18 protein-coding genes and 1 pseudogene are annotated in these 18,482 nt (G+C 66.6%); 9 read left to right on the top strand and 10 right to left on the bottom strand.

The window, feature by feature from the left end; all coding sequences use genetic code 11:
* Positions 1 to 60 precede the first annotated feature (60 nt).
* Both OG716_RS21835 and OG716_RS21830 read right to left on the bottom strand, forming a co-directional pair.
* Positions 61 to 711, bottom strand: coding sequence for a response regulator (locus OG716_RS21835; RefSeq protein WP_405139420.1), 651 nt, complete (start codon positions 709 to 711; stop codon positions 61 to 63).
* The gene (locus OG716_RS21830; protein WP_405139418.1) at positions 708 to 1,874 is read right to left on the bottom strand and encodes a sensor histidine kinase; all 1,167 of its coding nucleotides are present in this window, start codon (positions 1,872 to 1,874) and stop codon (positions 708 to 710) included. Before OG716_RS21830 ends, OG716_RS21835 begins: the two co-directional genes overlap by 4 nt.
* A 203-nt stretch (positions 1,875 to 2,077) precedes the next feature.
* Here OG716_RS21830 and OG716_RS21825 point away from each other — a divergent pair, with 203 nt between their 5' ends.
* Positions 2,078 to 3,580 carry a multicopper oxidase domain-containing protein gene (locus OG716_RS21825; protein WP_405139416.1) on the top strand — a complete coding sequence of 501 codons (1,503 nt, stop codon included), beginning with the start codon at positions 2,078 to 2,080 and terminating at the stop codon, positions 3,578 to 3,580.
* A 159-nt stretch (positions 3,581 to 3,739) separates the two neighbouring features.
* Here the strand turns inward: OG716_RS21825 and OG716_RS21820 are convergent.
* Positions 3,740 to 3,862: pseudogene (locus OG716_RS21820) on the bottom strand (NAD(P)-binding protein); the annotation flags it as partial.
* 245 nt (positions 3,863 to 4,107) lie between these two features.
* Here OG716_RS21820 and OG716_RS21815 point away from each other — a divergent pair.
* On the top strand, positions 4,108 to 4,851 hold the full coding sequence (locus tag OG716_RS21815; protein ID WP_327144613.1) for an acyltransferase: 744 nt from the start codon (positions 4,108 to 4,110) through the stop codon (positions 4,849 to 4,851).
* Positions 4,852 to 4,940: 89 nt separating this feature from the next.
* Entirely contained in the window at positions 4,941 to 5,474 is a 534-nt protein-coding gene (locus OG716_RS21810) for a DUF1697 domain-containing protein (protein ID WP_405139413.1), read from the top strand.
* A gap of 796 nt (positions 5,475 to 6,270) precedes the next feature.
* Here OG716_RS21810 and OG716_RS21805 read toward each other — a convergent pair.
* From OG716_RS21805 to OG716_RS21795, 3 genes are read right to left on the bottom strand one after another with little or no spacing between them, the layout of a single operon-like run.
* Positions 6,271 to 7,533 carry a glycosyltransferase family 4 protein gene (locus OG716_RS21805; RefSeq protein ID WP_405139411.1) on the bottom strand — a complete coding sequence of 421 codons (1,263 nt, stop codon included), beginning with the start codon at positions 7,531 to 7,533 and terminating at the stop codon, positions 6,271 to 6,273.
* A gap of 37 nt (positions 7,534 to 7,570) precedes the next feature.
* Positions 7,571 to 9,190 carry a 1,4-alpha-glucan branching protein domain-containing protein gene (locus tag OG716_RS21800; protein ID WP_405139409.1) on the bottom strand — a complete coding sequence of 540 codons (1,620 nt, stop codon included), beginning with the start codon at positions 9,188 to 9,190 and terminating at the stop codon, positions 7,571 to 7,573.
* Entirely contained in the window at positions 9,187 to 9,969 is a 783-nt protein-coding gene (locus tag OG716_RS21795) for a class I SAM-dependent methyltransferase (protein WP_405139407.1), read from the bottom strand. Before OG716_RS21795 ends, OG716_RS21800 begins: the two co-directional genes overlap by 4 nt.
* Positions 9,970 to 10,160: 191 nt before the next feature.
* Here OG716_RS21795 and OG716_RS21790 point away from each other — a divergent pair, with 191 nt between their 5' ends.
* The 4 genes from OG716_RS21790 (at position 10,161) to OG716_RS21775 (ending at position 12,826) form a co-directional block, all read left to right on the top strand.
* The gene (locus tag OG716_RS21790) at positions 10,161 to 10,946 is read left to right on the top strand and encodes an electron transfer flavoprotein subunit beta/FixA family protein (protein ID WP_327144625.1); all 786 of its coding nucleotides are present in this window, start codon (positions 10,161 to 10,163) and stop codon (positions 10,944 to 10,946) included.
* 72 nt (positions 10,947 to 11,018) lie between these two features.
* Entirely contained in the window at positions 11,019 to 11,978 is a 960-nt protein-coding gene (locus tag OG716_RS21785) for an electron transfer flavoprotein subunit alpha/FixB family protein (RefSeq protein WP_405139404.1), read from the top strand.
* 163 nt (positions 11,979 to 12,141) lie between these two features.
* Positions 12,142 to 12,381: a hypothetical protein gene (locus OG716_RS21780; protein ID WP_405139402.1), complete on the top strand. Its 240-nt coding sequence runs from the start codon at positions 12,142 to 12,144 to the stop codon at positions 12,379 to 12,381.
* 46 nt (positions 12,382 to 12,427) lie between these two features.
* Positions 12,428 to 12,826 (top strand): hypothetical protein, encoded by a 399-nt coding sequence (locus OG716_RS21775; protein ID WP_405139400.1) that lies wholly within the window; start codon positions 12,428 to 12,430, stop codon positions 12,824 to 12,826.
* Positions 12,827 to 12,835: 9 nt separating this feature from the next.
* On the opposite strand, the gene OG716_RS21770 is transcribed toward OG716_RS21775, so the two are convergent.
* The gene (locus tag OG716_RS21770) at positions 12,836 to 13,870 is read right to left on the bottom strand and encodes a hypothetical protein (RefSeq protein WP_405139398.1); all 1,035 of its coding nucleotides are present in this window, start codon (positions 13,868 to 13,870) and stop codon (positions 12,836 to 12,838) included.
* A gap of 100 nt (positions 13,871 to 13,970) precedes the next feature.
* On the opposite strand from OG716_RS21770, the gene OG716_RS21765 reads away from it, so the two are divergent.
* On the top strand, positions 13,971 to 14,912 hold the full coding sequence (locus OG716_RS21765) for an aminoglycoside phosphotransferase family protein (RefSeq protein ID WP_405139396.1): 942 nt from the start codon (positions 13,971 to 13,973) through the stop codon (positions 14,910 to 14,912).
* 3 nt (positions 14,913 to 14,915) lie between these two features.
* Here the strand turns inward: OG716_RS21765 and OG716_RS21760 are convergent, their stop codons facing one another.
* The 3 genes from OG716_RS21760 to OG716_RS21750 all read right to left on the bottom strand — a co-directional run bounded on the left by OG716_RS21760 (position 14,916) and on the right by OG716_RS21750 (position 17,032).
* On the bottom strand, positions 14,916 to 15,353 hold the full coding sequence (locus OG716_RS21760) for a DUF1707 domain-containing protein (protein WP_405139394.1): 438 nt from the start codon (positions 15,351 to 15,353) through the stop codon (positions 14,916 to 14,918).
* A 38-nt stretch (positions 15,354 to 15,391) separates the two neighbouring features.
* The gene (locus OG716_RS21755; RefSeq protein WP_405139392.1) at positions 15,392 to 16,039 is read right to left on the bottom strand and encodes a hypothetical protein; all 648 of its coding nucleotides are present in this window, start codon (positions 16,037 to 16,039) and stop codon (positions 15,392 to 15,394) included.
* 135 nt (positions 16,040 to 16,174) lie between these two features.
* On the bottom strand, positions 16,175 to 17,032 hold the full coding sequence (locus OG716_RS21750) for a LysR family transcriptional regulator (RefSeq protein ID WP_355123580.1): 858 nt from the start codon (positions 17,030 to 17,032) through the stop codon (positions 16,175 to 16,177).
* Between the two features lie 113 nt (positions 17,033 to 17,145).
* Here OG716_RS21750 and OG716_RS21745 point away from each other — a divergent pair, with 113 nt between their 5' ends.
* Entirely contained in the window at positions 17,146 to 18,438 is a 1,293-nt protein-coding gene (locus OG716_RS21745; protein ID WP_405139390.1) for an NAD(P)/FAD-dependent oxidoreductase, read from the top strand.
* Positions 18,439 to 18,482 lie beyond the last annotated feature (44 nt).

The raw sequence follows: 18,482 nt of genomic DNA, 5'->3' as shown, positions 1-18,482 counted from the left end.
GGCGGGCGCGCAGGGTGCCGAGCACGTCGGCGGGAGCACGCGCGGGGGCTTCGGGATGCGCTATCGCGGTGGGGTCCGGTCGGTTCGGTGCGCGTACACGGCGAGCCGCACGCGGTTGTCGCAACCGGTCTTCTCCATGAGATTGCCGATATGGGTTTTGACGGTGGTGACGCCCAGATGCAGGGCGCCGGCGATCTCCTGATTGCTGAGTCCGTCGCCGACCAGCGCCAGCACCTCCCGTTCGCGCGGCGTCAGATCCGCTTGCGCGGGAACGGGTTCCACCGCCTCCCGGGTGGTGACGACTCGATCGACCAGACGCCGCAGCAGCGGCGGGGAGAACAGCATGTCGCCCTCGGCGGTGCGCCGGATGGCGGTCAGCAGATCGGCCGGTTCGGTGTCCTTGACGAGGTATCCGGTCGCGCCCGCCGCCAGCGCGGGGAACAGATGATCATCGTCATCGAAGGTGGTGAGCACCAGGATGTTCGCGCGGGACCCGGCGCGCACAAGGGCCTCGGTCGCGGCGACACCGTCGAGACCGGGCATGCGCAAATCCATCAGGATCAGATCCGGCACGAGTTCGGCCGCGAGGCGAATGGCCTCGACACCATTGGCGGCCTCGCCGACCACGCTCAGATCCTCGGTGGATTCGATGAGCATGCGCAGTCCGGCGCGCACCAGCCGCTGATCGTCGACCAGCAATACGGTGATCATGCGCGATTCTCCCCGTTCGGCAGCCAGGCATCGACGATCCACTCCGAGCCGGTGGCGCCGGCGGTGACTCGGCCGCCTGCGAGCTGCGCCCGTTCCCGCATGCCGATGATGCCGTGCCCGGCCTGCGGATTCGCGGCTCGACCGGCTGCGGCGCTGCGCACCCGCACCGCGATGCCACCGTCCACGCTGTCGATGGTGAGCAGGACGGGCACGCCGGGCTGCGCGTGTTTCATTACATTGGTCAGCGATTCCTGCACCAGCCGCAGCAGCGTGAGCCGCCCGATGGCATCCAATCCGCCCACCCCGGTGCGGATTTCGGCCGTGACGTCGAACCCGGCCGCCCGCACCCGCTCCACCGCCGCCTCCATCTCGGTGCGCGCCGCGTCCGAATCCACCAGTGCGACTTCACCGAGCGCCGGATCCCGCAGCGCGGTCAGCAGCCGCCGAATATCGGCGAGCGCGTCCGAGGCGGTGCCGTGCACATCGTCCAGCACCGCCCGCACCCGCGGATCGGCCTCGGCCACCACATGCCGTGCGACGCCGATGCGCAGCACGATCGAGGCCATATGGTGCGCGACCAGATCATGCAGTTCCCGTGCCAGCGCACCGCGTTCGATGAGTCGGGTGCGCTGTTCGGCTTCGGCGCGCCGGGTTTCGGCATCGGCGGCGCGCAGGGCCAGATTGGCCGCCAGCTGCCGCTGCCCGCGCAGATACAACCCGAGCAGCAGCGGTAGCCCGACATAGGTGCTCACCTCGAGAACCAGCGAAGCCCGCGACAGCGTGGGATCGTGCTGACTCCAGCGCCCGAACCCCACCGCGCCCGCCCAGCACGCGGTGGCGAGCACCACCGCCGCGGTGCGATGCGTGCGGCGCACGACGTCCACCAGTGCGATCGCCCCGAGGAACGGCACCAGCCCCGACAGTCCCCACGCGGGAATCCGGAACATGGGCGTCGCCAGCGCCGACATCGCGAGCGACGTCGGCAGCGGCCACCTGGCGCCGAGCGCGAACACCAGGCTGGCGGCCATGGCCAATACCCAGTAAATCCAGGGCACCCGGTACTCGCCGGGAAAGGTGCTCGCCGCCAGCAGCAGTGGGACCAGAACCAGCGGCAGGCAGCGCACCACCGTCTCCAAGTGCTGCCGCGTCCGGATCTCGTTCACGCCCCAACGGTAGGGGACGAGGACTGCGGCACGGTCCGGGGGAGGGCGAGGCGCGCCGGTAAAACCGCTGGTTAGCACGTTTCGATCGGCTCCGCCTCCTCCGCTGGGAGGAGGCGGGCCGGATCGGTCTCGGACCTTTGGGAGGAGCGAAAGCAACCGGTCGGCAAACGAAGCTGGAGAGGTATCGATCGAAGGAGTGCGCTGTGGTCTCGAGACGAGGCTTTCTCACCGGATTCGCCGTGGCATCGGTGGCTCTCACCGCCGGGTGCACCCGGTCCGGGTCCTCGGCCCCCGCGACCGCCGGGGGCTCGCGACCGCTGCCGATCCCGCCGCTGGCCCCGTCCACGGTGGGCACCGACGGTGTTCGCCGCTTCAGCCTGCGGGCGCAGGCGGGCAAAACCGAGATCCTCGCCGGAAAGTCCACGCCCACCTGGGGATTCAACGGTTCCATACTGGGCCCGACCCTGCGTGCCAAGCGCGGCGAGACGGTGGCCTTCACCGTGCACAATGCGCTGCCGGAGGCGACCACCGTGCACTGGCACGGCATGCATGTCCCCGCGAGCTGCGATGGCGGCCCGCATCAGACGATCCAGCCCGGCGGCACCTGGCAGCCCAGCTGGACGGTGGATCAACCGGCCGCGACGCTCTGGTATCACCCGCATCCGCACGGGGCCACCGAGAAGCACGTCTATCGCGGGCTCGCGGGCATATTCCTCATCGACGACGAGTCCTCGGCCCTGGACCTGCCCGAAGACTATGGCGTGGACGATATCCCGCTCATCATCCAGGACCGTCGCCTCACTCCCGACGGCGCGCTCGACGAATCCGATCCCTCCGATATCGGCCTGCTCGGCAAGACCATTCTCACCAATGGCATTGCCGGAGCGCATCTTCCGGTCCGCACCGAGCGGGTGCGTCTGCGCATTCTCAACGGTTCCTCCGGTCGCATCTACCGCCTGGCGTTCTCCGACAGTCGGGAATTCCAGATGATCGCCAGCGACGGTGGCCTGCTCATCGCGCCGATCCCCTTGCGCACCATCCAGATCAGCCCCGGCGAGCGCGTCGAAATCGTCGTGAGCCTGCGCGGAGGAGACCCCGTCACCCTGCGTTCCCTGCCGATCGAACAGCGCGCGGGCATCAGCAAGGCCGCCGCCTTCGGCTTCGACGACACCTTCGACATCCTGAGTCTGGAACCGGACCAGAAGCTGAAACCCGCTGCACCCCTACCCGCTTCGCTGGCCGCCATCCCCGCCCTGGTAGCCCCCGGCACCCCCGCGACCCGCACCTTCGACCTGCGCTGGCACATGATCAACAACCAGCGCATGGACATGAACCGCATAGACATGACCATCCCCGTCGACACCACCGAAGTCTGGTCCGTCCGCAACAGCGACAACTGGCCCCACAACTTCCACGTCCACGACGTCCAATTCCAGATCACCTCCATCGACGGCCAAGCCCCACCCCCGGAACTCGCCGGCTGGAAAGACACCGTCTACACCACTCCCGGCCCCACCTACCTGCTGGCCATGCGCTTCGCCGGCCACACCGACCCCACCTACCCGTACATGTTCCATTGCCATCTGCTGCTTCATGAGGATCAGGGCATGATGGGGCAGTTTTTGGTCCTCGCCCCAGGTCAGCAACCCGCACCTATGCAGATGGATATGCCCGGCATGGAAGGTCACGGCGCACACGGTTCCTGAAGCACCATGCCCACCGCATCCCGGCAAGCCCCCACCGTCGATGAACTGCCCGCAGGTCGTGGTGACCGCGCAGGTCTCACGGAACATCTCGTAGCGGTCCGCGGCCAGGCACTCCGCCGGACTGCGCTGCCCGGTCTCGTCGATCCGAATGCGATACCCCTGCGTCCGGCTGCCCGGGCTCGAATCCCTCTCATGGATATCGAAGGCGATCCCGTGCCGTCGCAGCCCCTGACCCACACAGAGCCCGCCCAGCCCCGCACCGATGATGGCAATTCGCAACACAACCAAGGCCTCGATCTCCCCATGGGGCTCTACAGCAACACGAACCGTGCACCCTCACCCTGGTGGCGCGCGCTCGCACATGGCTTGCGCGCCGCTGTCGCACCCGCAAGCTCTGCGAGGTATTCCGGGCGGGTATCAATCCCCGCGTCGTCTGCCCTATGAGCGAAGTCATATGGTGGACGCTGAGATCGCCCGCCCCGCCCGATCGGAGCGGTGGGCCGACCAGCGAAAAACAGGAGTAGTTCGTGACGAGCATGTGGGGCGCGCCGTTGAGTGCGCGTTGGCGCGGGTCGCGTCGCCAGGATCCGGAGCAGGCGCGTTTCCTGACGGTGGCCTCGGCCAAGTGGGTGCTCGCCAATCGGGCCTACACGCCCTGGTACATCGTGCGGTACTACCGGCTGTGGAAGTTCAAGATGGCCAATCCGCATATCGTGCTGCGCGGCATGGTCTTCCTGGGTCGCAATGTCGAGGTGCACTGCACACCGGATCTGGCCCGCCTGGAAATCGGCCGCTGGGTGCACATCGGCGACGGCAATGCCATTCGCTGCCACGAGGGTTCGCTGCGCATCGGCGACAAGGTGGTGTTCGGCAAGGACAATGTCGTCAATACCTACCTCGATATCGAAATCGGCGAATCCACCCTGGTCGCGGACTGGTGCTACATCTGCGATTTCGACCATGTCACCGATGACATCAATCTGCCCATCAAGGATCAGGGCATTGTGAAGTCCCCGGTCCGCATCGGTCCCGACACCTGGATTGCCGCCAAGGTGACCGTCCTGCGCAGCACCCGCGTCGGCCGCGGCTGCGTGCTCGGCGCGCATGCCGTCGTCAAGGGCGACGTCCCCGACTACGGCATTGCCGTCGGCGCCCCCGCCCGTGTGGTCAAGAACCGCAAGGACGCCTGGGACGCCGCCGCCGAAGCCCGCGCCGCCCATATGGCCGCCCTCGCCGACATCGAACGCAAGAAGAACGGCGTCACCGCATAGCGCAGTGCCTGTGACAGGGCAGCGCCGCTGACGAATGGCCGGGCCCGGATGCCCGGCCACTGTCGTATCCGCCCGGTACGGTCGGCGGCATGAGTCGCTACGCCGCTTTCCTGCGCGGGATCATGCCGAGCAATCCGAATATGAAGAACGACAAGCTGCGCGGCGTATTCGAGGGGCTCGGATTCGACGAGGTGAGCCCGCTGCTCTCCAGCGGCAATCTGGTGTTCTCCAGCGATGAAACAGATATGCCCGCACTGGAAGACCGGATTCAGCAGGCGCTACAGGCCGAGCTCGGCATCGGCGGCGGGACCTTGATTCGCAGTCGTGAGCAGCTGCAGGCGCTGGTGGATCTCGACCCTTTCACCGGCCTGACCCATTGCCGCGAAACGTATTTGACGGTCACCTTCGTCAAGGACGCCGCAGCGGGCCCGCCCGGCGCGAATACGGAGGAGACCGTTCGCGTCCTCGGCTACGACAAGCCCGCCGCGGCCATCCTCTCGGTCATCGACAACACACATCCGAACACCACGAACTTCATGGCGTGGCTGGAGAAGAAATACGGCAAGGACATCACCACCCGCACCTTCCTGACCGTGCAGAAGACCTTGAAGAAGTTGGGCTGACTCACTCCCTGGCGTGCAAACCAATCCAGGAATGCGCGGTGCGTGCCCACGGCGGTCCGGCGGCGGCTGGAATCGACGATGAGCGCGGGGCGGGTGTATCCGCGTGCCAGGAAATGGCTCATGGCGCACTCCACCGCGCTGCCACGGTCCAGCGAAACCGTTGCCACATCCTGTCTTTCGGTGTCCCCACTGATCAGGACGACGGGGAGGCCGCGGTCGGCGAGTGCGGTGACCAGTCCGTCGTCGGGATCGGGATCGACGAGCAGAACACCGTCCACCGTGCGGTTCTGCACCCAATTCTGTTGATCCGAAGGCGGAACGAGGGTGAGTGCGTATCCCTGCGCGAGGCTCTCGGCGGCCGCGGCGACTGCGGTGCGCATGTACCAGTCGAGCCGGCTGTCACGATCGGCGCTCTCATCGGACATGAGCGAGGCGACAATGGCGAGGGTATTGCCCGCGCCGGTGCGCAGTGCGCGGGCTCGGGGGTCGGCCTGATAGCCGAGGTCAGCGGTCGCCGCTACCCGACTTCTACATCGGAGCGCATGCGGCGATTGCCGGTTATCGACTGCTCAACAGAGATGCCCGCCGATTTCGCACCTATTTTCCCACGCTGACCCTGATTGCGCCGGAGACGTGGGCCCGGTGCGGCCGATCGGACTCGACGTCGTTGTCAGACGCGAAGCGCCGCGACTGTTTCCGGTGGCTCGATTGTGGAGAGCTGCCTTGAATTAGAACACGTTCCAATTCAAGGCAGACGGGTGTCCCTCACGAACCGCTACCGGTTCGGCGTGTCGGTTCAGTACGGCTGGTTCGGATCCCGTTCCGGCAGTGGACGTTCCACGATGACCGGGCGGCCCATCGGGTTGCGGACGCCGCGTTTGGCGGACTGGTAGACCAGGGCGGTCTCCTGCGCCACCACATCCCAGGCGAAATCGGCGGTGAGGCGTTCGCGGGCGGCCCAGGCGCGATCCTGTGCGGCGGCGGGATCATCGAGGACGGTGCGGACCGCATCGACGATGCCGTTCACGTCGGCGGGCTCGAAGGAGGCGCCGGTGACGCCGTCGGTGACCAGATCGCCGAGACCACCGGCGGTGGAGGTGACCAGGGGAGTGCCCGCGGCGGCGGCTTCCAGGGCCACAATGCCGAAGGGCTCGTAGCGGCTGGGCAGCACGATCGCATCTGCGCTGTGCAACCAGCCGAGCAGATCCGTGTGGTCCAGGCGGCCGACAAAATTCACGGCCCGCGCGACGCGGTGAGCGCGGGCGCGCTCCCGCAGCCAGTCGATCTGGGTGCCGATACCGGCAATGGTGAGGGTCGCGCCCGGATGCGCCTTGCGAATGCGCGGCAGCGCGGCGATCGCGTCCTGCACACCCTTCTCGTATTCGAGCCTGCCGACATACAGCAGCCGCGGCGGACCCGAGCGGGGCGCGCGTTCGCGGAAGGTCCAGGAACTCACGTCGATGCCATTGCGAATCACCGTGACCGGCGTCCGCTCCGGCGTGTAGAGCCGCTCGACCTCATCCTTCATGGATGCCGAACAGGTGATGAGCGCATCGGAATCGTGCGCCAGCCACCACTCGACCGAATGCACCTGCTTGTTCACCCGGCCGGACACCCAGCCGCTGTGCCGTCCGGCCTCGGTGGCGTGAATGGTCGAGACCAGCGGAACGTCGTAGTGCTCGGCCAGCGTGATGCCCGGATGCGCGACCAGCCAGTCGTGCGCGTGCACCACATCCGGCGTCCAGCCCTCGCCGATGCCCGGCTTGTTGAGCGCGATTCCGGCCCGCACCATGGCGTGACCCATGGCCAGGGTCCAGGCCAGCATGTCCGCGCCGAAATCGAAGCACGGCGGGTCCTCGGCGACCGCGACCACCAGCACCCCGTCCTCGATGAACGAGTGCGTCGGGTGCGTGGTGGCATCGCTGCCCATGGGGCGCCGGGCCAGCACGACCACTTCGTGTCCGGCGGCGGCCAGTTCCGTGGCCAGGTGATGGACGTGGCGGCCCAGCCCACCGACTACGACGGGTGGGTACTCCCACGACACCATCAAGATCTTCATTGGGGTCCTTCTGTATCGATGCGGCGTCCGCGGGCCCCTACGTGGATACGCAAGCTGCCTCCTTCGGGTCCGTCGCGGCCGCCGTGGCAGGGCCGAGCCGGCGCGCATCGAGCGCTGGGAAGAATCCGTCGGCCGCGTACCATCCTGCCGCCAACTGCTCTGCTTTGGCGAGTTGTCCACCGGCGACCGCGGCTGCGATCTCGCGTACCGCATGGGCGTGTTCATGGGCTCGGTCACGGGCGTAGCCGGCGGCCGAATCCTTCGACACCATGAAGGCCCAGTCGCTGGAGACGGTCAGAATCGCCTCGCGCAGCAGCTGATCGGCGACTCGGTTGCGCAGCCCGCCGACCACGAATTCTCCACTGCCGGAACCGGTTTCGACATGCATCTTGTCCAGGGTGTCCAGCGCCAGCCGGACGATCTCGGCATTGAGCTCGACCAGATCGGACACCTGATCCCCGGCCCACACCCGCCAATCCTTGCCCGAACCCCAGGACGAGTCGCTGAGCTGCACGGATTCTCCGACATACCCATTGGCCCGGGCATCGGCGAGCGTGCCTACGGTGATGCCCGCCTCGGGCAGCGCACGCAGCACCTGCTCCAGCCACTGCGGTCCCTCGTGCCACCAGTGCCCGAAGAGTTCGGTGTCGAATGCCGCTACGACCAGGGCGCCCCGGCCGATTCGCGCGGACTCGGCGATGAGCCGCTCGCGCACGGTCGCCACGAAGTCGGCGACATCCTGCCGCACGGCCGCGGCGGCGAGCTGCGGATCGTAGGGCGCCTTGTCCGCACCCTCGACGGTCTTGCCGGTCACCCGCGACGGTTTGAGGCCCGTGGCGTGATCATAGTGATGGAAATCACGGTAGGCGGCATGCCCCGGATACCCGGATTTCGGCGACCACACCCGATAACTGACCTGCAGATCGCGTCCGAACGCCACCACATCGGAATCCCACACCGGCCGCCCGAGGGTGGTGTCGCCGCGCAGTGCCGGACCGTCCACCATGAAATGAGTCACACCGGCGGCGGCATAATCATGTTCCATTCCGGGCGTGAATCCGCATTCGGGCGCCCAGATTCCGGTGGGCGTGGTGCCCCAGCGCTGCTGCGCGTCGGCCAGTCCCTCGCGGAGCTGATAGCTGCGCAGCCGCTCGTCCAGCAGCGGCTGGAACGGATGCGCCAGCGGTCCGCCGAGCAATTCGATGGCCCCGGCATCGATGAGCTCACGCCACACCGGTGACGCACCGTGCCGCCATCGGGTTTCGAAGTCGCTGATTGCTTCACCGGCCAGCCGATGCTCGTGGCTGCCCAGCGCGACATTGCCCGACATGGAGGCCTCGTCGGCCCGCAGCTGCCAATTGCCCAGCCAGTGGTGCATGGCCGAGAGGCTGTGCGGATCATCCAGCTGCGCCGCGAGCACCGGCGTGATGCCCAGGCTCAGCAGGTGCGAACGTCCCTCGGCCGCAAGGGTTCTCAGCACCTTGGCTACGGGAAGGTATGACGCTGCCCAGGATTGGTAGAGCCACTCCTCACCGACCGGCCAGCGCCCGTGATGCGCCAGCCACGGCAGATGGGAGTGCAGGACCAGGGTGAACTGGCCTGGCACGGAGCTTGCGGAGTGCCCGTCGGGCGCAGCACCGGATTCCTTCCCACTCACGGTTTCACCGCGATGGCGACCAGATCGAGGCTGGCGTCGATATCGGATTCGCTGTCCGCGAGCAGTGCGAAATCATCGGTGCGCACGGCGGCGACATCGGCGGTCAGATCGGCGGGCCACGGCTCACCCGCGAGCGCGCGCTCGATCTGCGCGTCGATGATCGAGCCGCCCCACTTCTCGTCCAGCGCGACCAGTGCCGCGCCGTGGAAGACGCCGGCCATCAGTTCCACCTGGAAACCGGCCTCGACACAGAGTTCGGTGAGTTCGGCGGCATTGAGCTCGCGGGTGTGGAACGGGTTGAGCGGGGTGTCGCGGCCGGGGGAGAAGGTGATCCGGTTCGGCGTGCTGATCAGCAGCTTGCCGCCCGGCTTCAGCACCCGCAGGCATTCGCGAACGAACTGCGCCTGATCCCAAAGATGTTCGATGACCTGGAAATTCACCACGACATCGACGGATTCGTCGTCGAGCGGCAGCGCGGCCAGATTGCCCTGGATCATTTCCACGGCAGGGTACTTGGAGCGCACGTGTGCCACGGCGCTGTCGTCGTAGTCGAGGCCGATCACCCGCGCGGCGACACCGGCGATCATATTGGCGCCGTAGCCTTCTCCGGATCCGGCTTCCAGCACGGTCTTTCCGGCGCAGCGCTCCAGCAGGCGCACATAGGCGATCTCGTGCCGACGGAACCAGTAGTTCTCCTCGGCGATTCCGGGCACCGTCCGTTCACCGGTCAAAGGCAGGGGATCGGTGTGGTTTTCGGTGGGTATCACGGCCTCGCTCATTGGATCGACGTTAGCGGTTGCCCATATCACAGCAGCAGCCGGATCTGTCGATGGAGAAGATCACAGCCTAAGTTACCGGTGAGTAACTTAACGTAGGGTAATCTCCATCGCGAGCTACTTGTGGACGTACGGCCAGTCGATCGTGCGACCGCCACACCCGTGCCATCAGAACAGGAGGTCGACGAAGACCCATGCCTAACATCGTCGTACTGATCAAGCAGGTTCCTGACACCTGGTCCGAGCGCAAGCTGACCGATGGTGACTACACCCTGGACCGCGAGGCCGCCGATGCCATCCTCGACGAGATCAACGAGCGCGCTGTCGAAGAGGCGCTGCTGATCAAGGAGGCCCAGGGCGGCGAGGTGACCGTGCTGGCCATGGGCCCGCAGCGTGCCACCGAGGCCATTCGCAAGGCGCTGTCGATGGGTGCCGACAAGGCCATCCACATCAACGATGCCGCCATCCACGGCTCCGACGCCGTGCAGACCGCCTACGTGCTGGCCGCCGCTCTCGGCCAGATCGAGGGCATCGAACTGGTCATCGCCGGCAATGAGGCCACCGACGGTCGCTCCGGCGCCGTGCCGGCCATCATCGCCGAGTACCTCGGTCTGCCGCAGCTGACCCACCTGCGCAAGCTGGTTGTCGACGGCGAGCGCATCACCGGTGAGCGCGAGACCGACGAAGGCGTTTTCAAGCTCGAGGCCACGCTCCCGGCCATCGTCTCGGTCACCGAGAAGATCAACGAGCCGCGCTTCCCCTCCTTCAAGGGCATCATGGCCGCGAAGAAGAAGGAAGTTCAGACCTTCACGCTGGCCGATCTGGGCGTCGACCCGGAGACCGTCGGTGTTGCGAACGCCGGCACCCAGGTGACCGGTGTGACCCCGAAGCCGGCGCGCACAGCGGGCGAGAAGATCGTCGACGAGGGTGAGGGCGGCCAGCAGATCGCCACCTACCTGGTCGGCCAGAAGATCATCTAAAGCCTCTCGAGCCCAACTGCCGGGGCGCAGTGCTTGCAGCTCGCCCCCATGGACACAGCAGGAGAAAGAACAATGGCAGAAGTACTGGTGCTCGTGGAGCACGCTGACGGTGCACCCAAGAAGGTGACCACCGAACTCATCACCGCCGCCCGCGGCCTCGGCACCCCGGCCGCAGTCGTCGTTGCCACCCCCGGCACTGCCGACAAGCTGGCCGACGCGCTGGCCGCTGCCGGCGCCGAGAAGATCTACGTCGCGGAATCCGATGAGGCCGAAGGCTTCCTGGTGACCCCGAAGGTCGATGTGCTGGCCGCGCTGTCCGAGTCCGCGACTCCGGCCGCGATCCTGGTCGCCGCCACCGCCGACGGCAAGGAGGTGTCGGGCCGCCTTGCCGCCCGCATCGGCTCCGGCCTGCTCGTGGATGTCATCGCGATCGACGCCGATGGCACCGCGCAGCACTCCATCTTCGGTGGCGCGTTCACCGTGGCCGCCAAGTCCACCGGCGATGTGCCGGTCATCTCGGTGCGCCCCGGCGCCATCGAGGCGGCCCCGCAGGCCGGCGCCGGCGAGAAGGTCGTTGTCGAGGTGCCCGCCCAGGAAGAGGGCGTCACCAAGGTCGTCTCGCGGGAGCCGAACGCCGGCGGCGATCGTCCCGAGCTGACCGAGGCCGCGATCGTGGTCTCCGGTGGCCGTGGCGTCGGCTCGGCCGACAACTTCGGCAAGGTCATCGAGCCGCTGGCCGATGCGCTGGGTGCCGCTGTCGGCGCCTCGCGCGCCGCTGTCGACTCGGGTTACTACCCGGGCCAGTTCCAGGTCGGTCAGACCGGTAAGACGGTCTCCCCGCAGCTGTACCTCGCCCTCGGCATCTCGGGCGCGATCCAGCACCGCGCCGGCATGCAGACCTCGAAGACCATCGTCGCTGTCAACAAGGACGAGGAAGCCCCCATCTTCGAGATCAGCGATTACGGCATCGTCGGCGACCTGTTCAATGTCGCCCCGCAGCTGACCGAGGCGGTCAAGGCCCACAAGGGCTGAAACACCTCGCGCTGAGCGCAATTCGGTGGCCCCGGCTGGAAACAGCCGGGGCCACTGGCGTTCTGCCCCCACTGTCGGGGGCACCGGGTCGGTGACATGTGAAATGAATATGTTCTAGATTTGAGCGATCACGTACCCGGCGTGATTGATCGAAAGTCCTCTTATGCGTTCTCTGGTTGTCGCTGTCGGTACCGCGGGTCTGTTGATGTCCGGCGTCGGGGTGGCCGCTGCCGCACCCGTTTCGCTCGGTTCACCGGCTCTCGTCGCCGATTCCAACAGCTCCTCCTCCACCCCCGACAGCGGTTCCGCCACTTCGGTCCTCACCGGTTCGGGAGGTCTGCTCGCCGTGCCGATCTGGCTGCTGAGCTGCTCGCTTTCGGCGCAGTGCCAGTTGCCGATCTAGGCTCTCGGTGTGGGCCGATCGGCCCGCAGAAATCGAGATTGCCGGTATGTCTTCCATTCCCGACGTGACCGACGTGGTCGCCGCCCTGCACTGGGACCTGGCCGAGTGGCTGGGGTCCGATGCGCTGCCCAAGGTCTTCGACCGGATCGGCATCGCGCTGGACAACCAGTTCTCGTCGGTGGTGACCACCGGTCAGGCCGTGGACCGGGAGACCTTCCTGGCCGGTATCTGGTCGGCGCGAAATGTGCAGCCGGGGTTGGAGATCGAGGTCTCCGACGTGCAGGAGCTCGCGCGCAGCGGCAATCTCATCATCGTCCGATTCGTCGCCGAGAATGTGGTCGGCGAGGTGCGGTCCGGACGCCTCGTGACCGCCGTGCTGATGACGGACGGCCGTACCTATCAGTGGCGATCGGTGCACGAGACCGCAGCGCCGGCCGCCTCCTGACGTCCTCGTTCAGGAGGATTCGGGTACGCCCACGCAGGTCAGGGTGAAGTAGGAGTACGGGCTGGGGTGCCGCCAGGAGTCGTGGGTGACCTCGCCGGGTGATTCGAAACCGAAGTGCCGCAGGAAGATCGCGGTCAGTTGCGCGGCCTCGGTGATGGCGGTGGGGTCGGCGGTGTAGTCGCGGGCCTGGACACCGTCGCCATAGGGCTTGAAACCCTTGGCGGTCAGCTCGTCCTGCCAGTCGTCGCCATCGCTGACCAGCAGCAGCAGCGTGTCGGGGTACAGCACGATCTGCACCTTGAGATCGCTGTCGACGGTGCTCGCGTCCCGGTCCTCGTCGTCCTGTTCGTCTTCCTCGTCGAGGTCCGTATCGGCCTGCAGTGTGATCACCAGCCGATCGGGCCCGAGTTCGGGATCGGGATCGGCGGTGCCCAGCGCCCACATGCCCAATTGCACGTCGAGCAGGGTGTTCTTCAGTGCTTCGGCGACATCGTCCCAGTTCGAGACGACCTTCTCGCCCATGGCGAACCCGTCCATCCCGGGCCCGTCCTTATCGCCCATCCAGGTGAAGGGCACCTCGGTGAGGTCGTCCTCGAAATCCCAGGCGCGATAGTCCCATTCCTCGAACACCTCGGTGGAGGCCGCGCGCAGATTGATCTCGCCGGAGTGGTCCATGGACAGCTCGCGGAAGGTCACCTTGTCGCGCCACCGCACGAAGACATTGCGGCTGCCGCCGAACATCGACGGCTCACCCCACACCTCGATCGCGGCGGCCAGATAGGTCGGGAACTGATCGGGCTCGGCGTGTCCCACGTACATGCCGACCGCATCGTATTCGGGTGCGCCCGGATCGGTCCGGTGGTCGTTGTCCGACATCCAGCCGCCGCGTTCGGCCCCTGGGATATCGGCGATCTCGTCGTCATCGTCTACGGTCCAGCCCGCTGTGGTGCAGGCCGTGACCACGGCGGCGCGATCCCACGCGCCGAAGTCGGCGGCCAGCCCCGTCAGTGCGGCGTGAAACTGCTGATCTGTCATCCCTTGCACGGGCGGACCCTATCGCGTCGATCCGGCTGTGCCGCCGAGGCAGCGCCTTGTGTACAACACCGGATTGCTCGGCCGGTGCGTTTTCGGGCAGGCTGGTTCGATGTCGATCACACTGCCGCCGGAGGTCTCCGACAATATTGCCACGGCATTCGGGGCGCGCGGTCGTGAGTGGTTGCGGGACTTGCCCGCGGTTGTGGCGCAGCGATGTGCGGCTTGGGAGCTCGAGGTAGTGGGCGATGGATTCGGCGGCGGGACGCATTCCTATGTCGCGCCGGTCCGGCGGGCCGACGGATCGGTCGCGGTACTGAAGGTGCCGGTGGTGGACGAGGAGAACCTCGGCGAAGCGGCCGGAATGTTCTGCTATCGCGGTGCGGGTGCGGTCCGGTTGTACGAATTCGATTCCGCCAGTGGCTCTTTACTGCTGGAGTGGGCGCGGCCCGGCACACCGCTGCTCGAGCAGCCGGGGTTTCCGAGCCTGGAGGGCCGGGCCGAGAATATCGGGAAGGTCGAGTTCGCCTGCGAGCTGTACCGGCGATTGCGCCGGGAACCGGAAGCGGTCCCCGAAGGGTATCCCGCCCTGCCCACGGCGGCGGGCATGGTGCAGCAGTGGAGCGAAATGTTCATGGACCCCGAAGCCGCTGTATCGCAGGTGATTCCGGACCGGCTGCTGGCGCGGGCCGCTGAATGGTGCGGCGAGCTGGCGGCGCCCGACGGCCCGCTGCTCATCGTTAATCGGGATACCCATCTCGGCAATATCGTTGCGGCGGAACGTGAGCCGTGGTTGCTGATCGATCCCAAGGCCTATCTGGGTGAAGCCGCGTTCGATGCGGGATTCCTGGTGATGATCCAGGTGCAGAGCATCCCGGTGGCCGAACACGCACGCACGGTGCTGCACCGGACCGCAGCGGCCCTGGACGTCTCCGCGAACCGTGCACACGGCTGGGCCTTCATGCGGTCGATGGAGGAGATCGTCTGGGCCATCCAGGACGACGAGCCCGGGGACCTGCGCCTGCACCTGGCGGTAGCGACCGCCCTGGCGTAACCCTCAGTGCCGGTGCTGTTCCCGCGCCTGCTCGGTCCGGCTGTTGTCCCGCCCGACAACAATGCCGATGGTGCTCGGAATGAGCAGCGCCAGCCCCCACGGCACCGCCACCCAGAACGGCCAGAAATACCCCGCACCGGTCGCCAGCCAGATGACCAGGCACAGAATATTCACGAAGACCCACGGGATCCACATGATGATCACCCAGGTCGGCAGCCCACCCCTGCCGGTCCCGCCACTCGCACTCGACCGGGAAACCCGTTGCACGGGAAGGTCGGACAGCACCGGCGCCAGCTCGCCATAGGTCTTGGCGGCGTACACCTGCTGGAGTCGCTCATCGAATTCATGCAGATCGATCCTGCCGTCATCCATGGCCGTCCGTAACTTCGCGACGATCTGTTCCCGATCGGCATTCGACGCCCGCATGTGCTCCTGGCTCACGCCAGCCAGGGTAAGTCGCTTCCGGCTCCGCTGTCGGCTCAATGGCGCGTGATCTGATCGGCCTGCGCGATGTACTCGATCTCGGGGATGCGATGGAACAGATAGCCTGTGATCCCCTCGGGCGCGAAGTGCGCACCGCTGTGCGGGTCGTACGCGAGATGATCACGCCCGCAGTAGGCGAGCGTTTCCCACAGCGCCGCACGCTGTCCGGCGCGCTGCCATCCTTGCTGCGTCGGTGTATCCGCGGCGGTGGCGGCCTCGTCGAGTCTCTGGGCGATCAGCCTGGCGAGTGGAACCACCAGGACCCACGCGACCGTCGGCAGGAAAATCCAGGAGACCAGAAAGTCGAGGGATCCGCCGTCCGTGGTCGCATAACTCAGCAGCCCGACGAGGACGGGTATCGCCCAAGCACCCAAAACCAAAAGCGTACTGGCCCGACGGCGGGTCAATCCGGCATGTCGTGAGTCGAGGAACATGGTTCCGGCGAGAGTTCCGGCCAGCACGCTGCCCTCGATTCCGTGCTGAACGATCGAACCGCGCACCGACGTCGTGGCGCGCCCGTGCTGGCTGGGGAACAGGTCACCGGCTCGTGTCACGGTGAAGCGCTGTCCGGCACGGAGATTGACACTTCCCACCGACGTGCTGTGCCGGATGTCGTTCTGCAGAATCGCGCGTAGACCGCGCACTTGATCGAGCATGCCGCAGCGCGGACACGGTCTCATGGCTCCCCCTACCTCCGGGCCACTCCCCGCGGCCCGTTCCGACGGAACGACGATAGCCGACGAATGCTGTTCCGCCGCTCCGTTTTCAGGCGCTCCGTTTCAGGCGCAGTGCAGGGCGGCGAGGAGGGTGGTGAGGATGGGGGAGGGGCGGAGGTCGCTGCGGATGACGGCGGAGACCGGGATGCGGAGGGGGTTGCCGGTGAGGCGGAGGATGGCTATGCCTTCGGTTTGGCTGTCGGCGTAGAGGATGGTCCAGGCGTCCGGGCGGTTGATGAGCTCCATGGTGGCGGTGTGGTCCGGGGGGATGGGGGGACCGTAGGCGGGGCCGGTGGGTAGATCGGCGAAGGCGGCGCGGACGACATTGTGCAGCAGCACCTGATCGAGTTCGGGCGGTAGTAGTAATGGGTACGCGCCGAGATCGGCGAGGGTGGCGTCGGCGCGACCGGCGAGGGGGTGCGCGGTGGAGGTGGCGATGACCAAGTCCTCCACCCAGAGCTTCTCCACGGTCAGTCCGGGCTGATCCACGCTGCCCCGGATGAGAGCGAGATCACAGTCACCGTCGGCTACCGCCTGAATGCGCTGGCGGAAGGGCTTGATGACGAATTCGATCTCCGCACCCGGATGCGCCTCGCGTGCTCCGGCGATGGCGGACAGCGATCTTGTTGCGAAGGACATATTGGCTGCCAGGCGAATCCGCGGCCCGGAGGCCCTTACAGCTGCGCGAATGGCGGATTCCAGGCTCAGCATTTGCTTCGCAAGGGGAAGTAGCCGAGTGGTCGCGTCGGTCGGTACGACCGACCGGGTGGACCGCTCGAAGAGGGGCACGCCGAGGTCGCGTTCCAGCCGCGCGATCTGGTGGCTGATGGCCGACTGCGAAATGAAGCAGCGCGTGGCCGCGCGGCTGAAGCTGAGCTCCTCGCAGACGGCGACGAAGTAGGCCAGCTGTCGCAGCTCCACGGCATTTCTCCCATTCATGATCGATCTAGATAAGAGTCATATTGATTATGCGCCCTGACCCCTGGAACAACTGCGTTCCGAATTACGGTTAGTCATGAGAGAAGGAGGCTGTCATGCAGAGTGTGGACGCGGGTATCGAGACCGTCGAGGTCGTCATTGTTGGTTCGGGGTTCGGTGGGCTGTCTGCCGCCAAGCAACTCAATAAGTCGGGAGTTCCGTACGTCCTTATTTCGAGTACCCCCGAACACCTCTTCCAGCCTCTGCTCTACCAAGTTGCGACGGGTGTGCTGGCCTCCGATGAGATCGCGCCGCCCATCAAGAACATCCTGAAACACCACAAGAACGGTCAGACCCGCGTCGGCAAGGTGGTCGCCATCGACGCCGAGGCCGCGGTGCTGACCTACGAAACCGCCGAGGGACAGCGCAAGATCCGCTACGGCTCGCTGATCGCGGCGACCGGCGCCAGCCAGTCCTATTTCGGCCGTGACGATTTCGCCGAGAAGACGTATTCGCTCAAGACCATCGACGATGCCCGGGACCTGCGCGCACAGATCGACCGCGTGTTCACCGAGGCCAAGGACGCCGATCCGGAAACCCGCCGCCGGCTGCTCAGCTTTGTCGTGGTCGGCGCCGGCGCCACCGGTGTCGAGGTCGCCGGTCAGCTCAAGGAACTCGCGAAAAGGTACTACCACCAGGATGATTCGGTCATCCTGGTCGAGGGCGCCGGTGTGGTGCTGCCCCCGTTCGGCGGCGGCCTGTCGGAGTACACCAAGAAGTCGCTCACCAAGAGCGGCGTCGAGGTGCTGGTCGATACCTTCGTCACCGATATCGACGAGGGCAAGGTGACCGTCAAGAGCAAGGACGGTGTGGAGCGCGGCATTGCCGCCGAGACCGTGGTGTGGTCGGCGGGTGTCGCGGTGGGTGGATTCGCGCAGCTGCTGGCCGAGGCCACCGGTTGCGAAACCGACAGGGCCGGACGCCTTCTCATCAATCCGGACTGCACCGTCGGCGGACATGCCGATATCTACGCCATCGGCGATATGACCTCCCTCAAGGGCTACCCCGGTCAGTCGCCGGTCGCCATGCAGGAGGGCCGCCACGTCGCGGACATCATTCGCGGCAAGAAGCACGCCGCCACCGAGTTCAATTACTGGGACAAGGGCAGCATGGCGGTGATCAGCCGTTTCAGCGCCGTCACCAAGCTGAACGACAAGATCAAGTTCACCGGCGCCCTCGCCTGGTTCACCTGGCTGGCGGTGCACCTGTTCTACCTCGTCGGCTTCCGCAACCGCTTCGCGGCCGTCTTCTCCTGGCTGGTCGCCTTCATCGGCACCGGCCGCCCCGGCTTCAACGAGGTCCAGAAGACCTCGGCGGCAAAGGATCAGGCCCAGCCCCGAGCCGCCTGACCCAGCCTCGAAATGAGCCGCCCGGCAGTCCCCGCCGGGCGGCT

The organism is Nocardia sp. NBC_01388, assembly GCF_045040085.1.
Classification (GTDB): Bacteria; Actinomycetota; Actinomycetes; order Mycobacteriales; family Mycobacteriaceae; genus Nocardia.
The sequence above is the reverse complement of the archived record's forward strand: the minus strand, read 5'-3'. Positions and strand labels throughout refer to the sequence as shown.

What these genes read in the sequence shown, in the direction of transcription:
- OG716_RS21835 (WP_405139420.1), bottom strand. Translation starts at nt 711, where the DNA reads ATGATCACCGTATTGCTGGTCGACGATCAGCGGCTGGTGCGCGCCGGA.
- OG716_RS21810 (WP_405139413.1), top strand. Translation starts at nt 4,941, where the DNA reads ATGAGTCGCTACGCCGCTTTCCTGCGCGGGATCATGCCGAGCAATCCG.
- OG716_RS21805 (WP_405139411.1), bottom strand. Translation starts at nt 7,533, where the DNA reads ATGAAGATCTTGATGGTGTCGTGGGAGTACCCACCCGTCGTAGTCGGT.
- OG716_RS21795 (WP_405139407.1), bottom strand. Translation starts at nt 9,969, where the DNA reads ATGAGCGAGGCCGTGATACCCACCGAAAACCACACCGATCCCCTGCCT.
- OG716_RS21790 (WP_327144625.1), top strand. Translation starts at nt 10,161, where the DNA reads ATGCCTAACATCGTCGTACTGATCAAGCAGGTTCCTGACACCTGGTCC.
- OG716_RS21785 (WP_405139404.1), top strand. Translation starts at nt 11,019, where the DNA reads ATGGCAGAAGTACTGGTGCTCGTGGAGCACGCTGACGGTGCACCCAAG.
- OG716_RS21780 (WP_405139402.1), top strand. Translation starts at nt 12,142, where the DNA reads ATGCGTTCTCTGGTTGTCGCTGTCGGTACCGCGGGTCTGTTGATGTCC.
- OG716_RS21775 (WP_405139400.1), top strand. Translation starts at nt 12,428, where the DNA reads ATGTCTTCCATTCCCGACGTGACCGACGTGGTCGCCGCCCTGCACTGG.
- OG716_RS21765 (WP_405139396.1), top strand. Translation starts at nt 13,971, where the DNA reads ATGTCGATCACACTGCCGCCGGAGGTCTCCGACAATATTGCCACGGCA.
- OG716_RS21745 (WP_405139390.1), top strand. Translation starts at nt 17,146, where the DNA reads ATGCAGAGTGTGGACGCGGGTATCGAGACCGTCGAGGTCGTCATTGTT.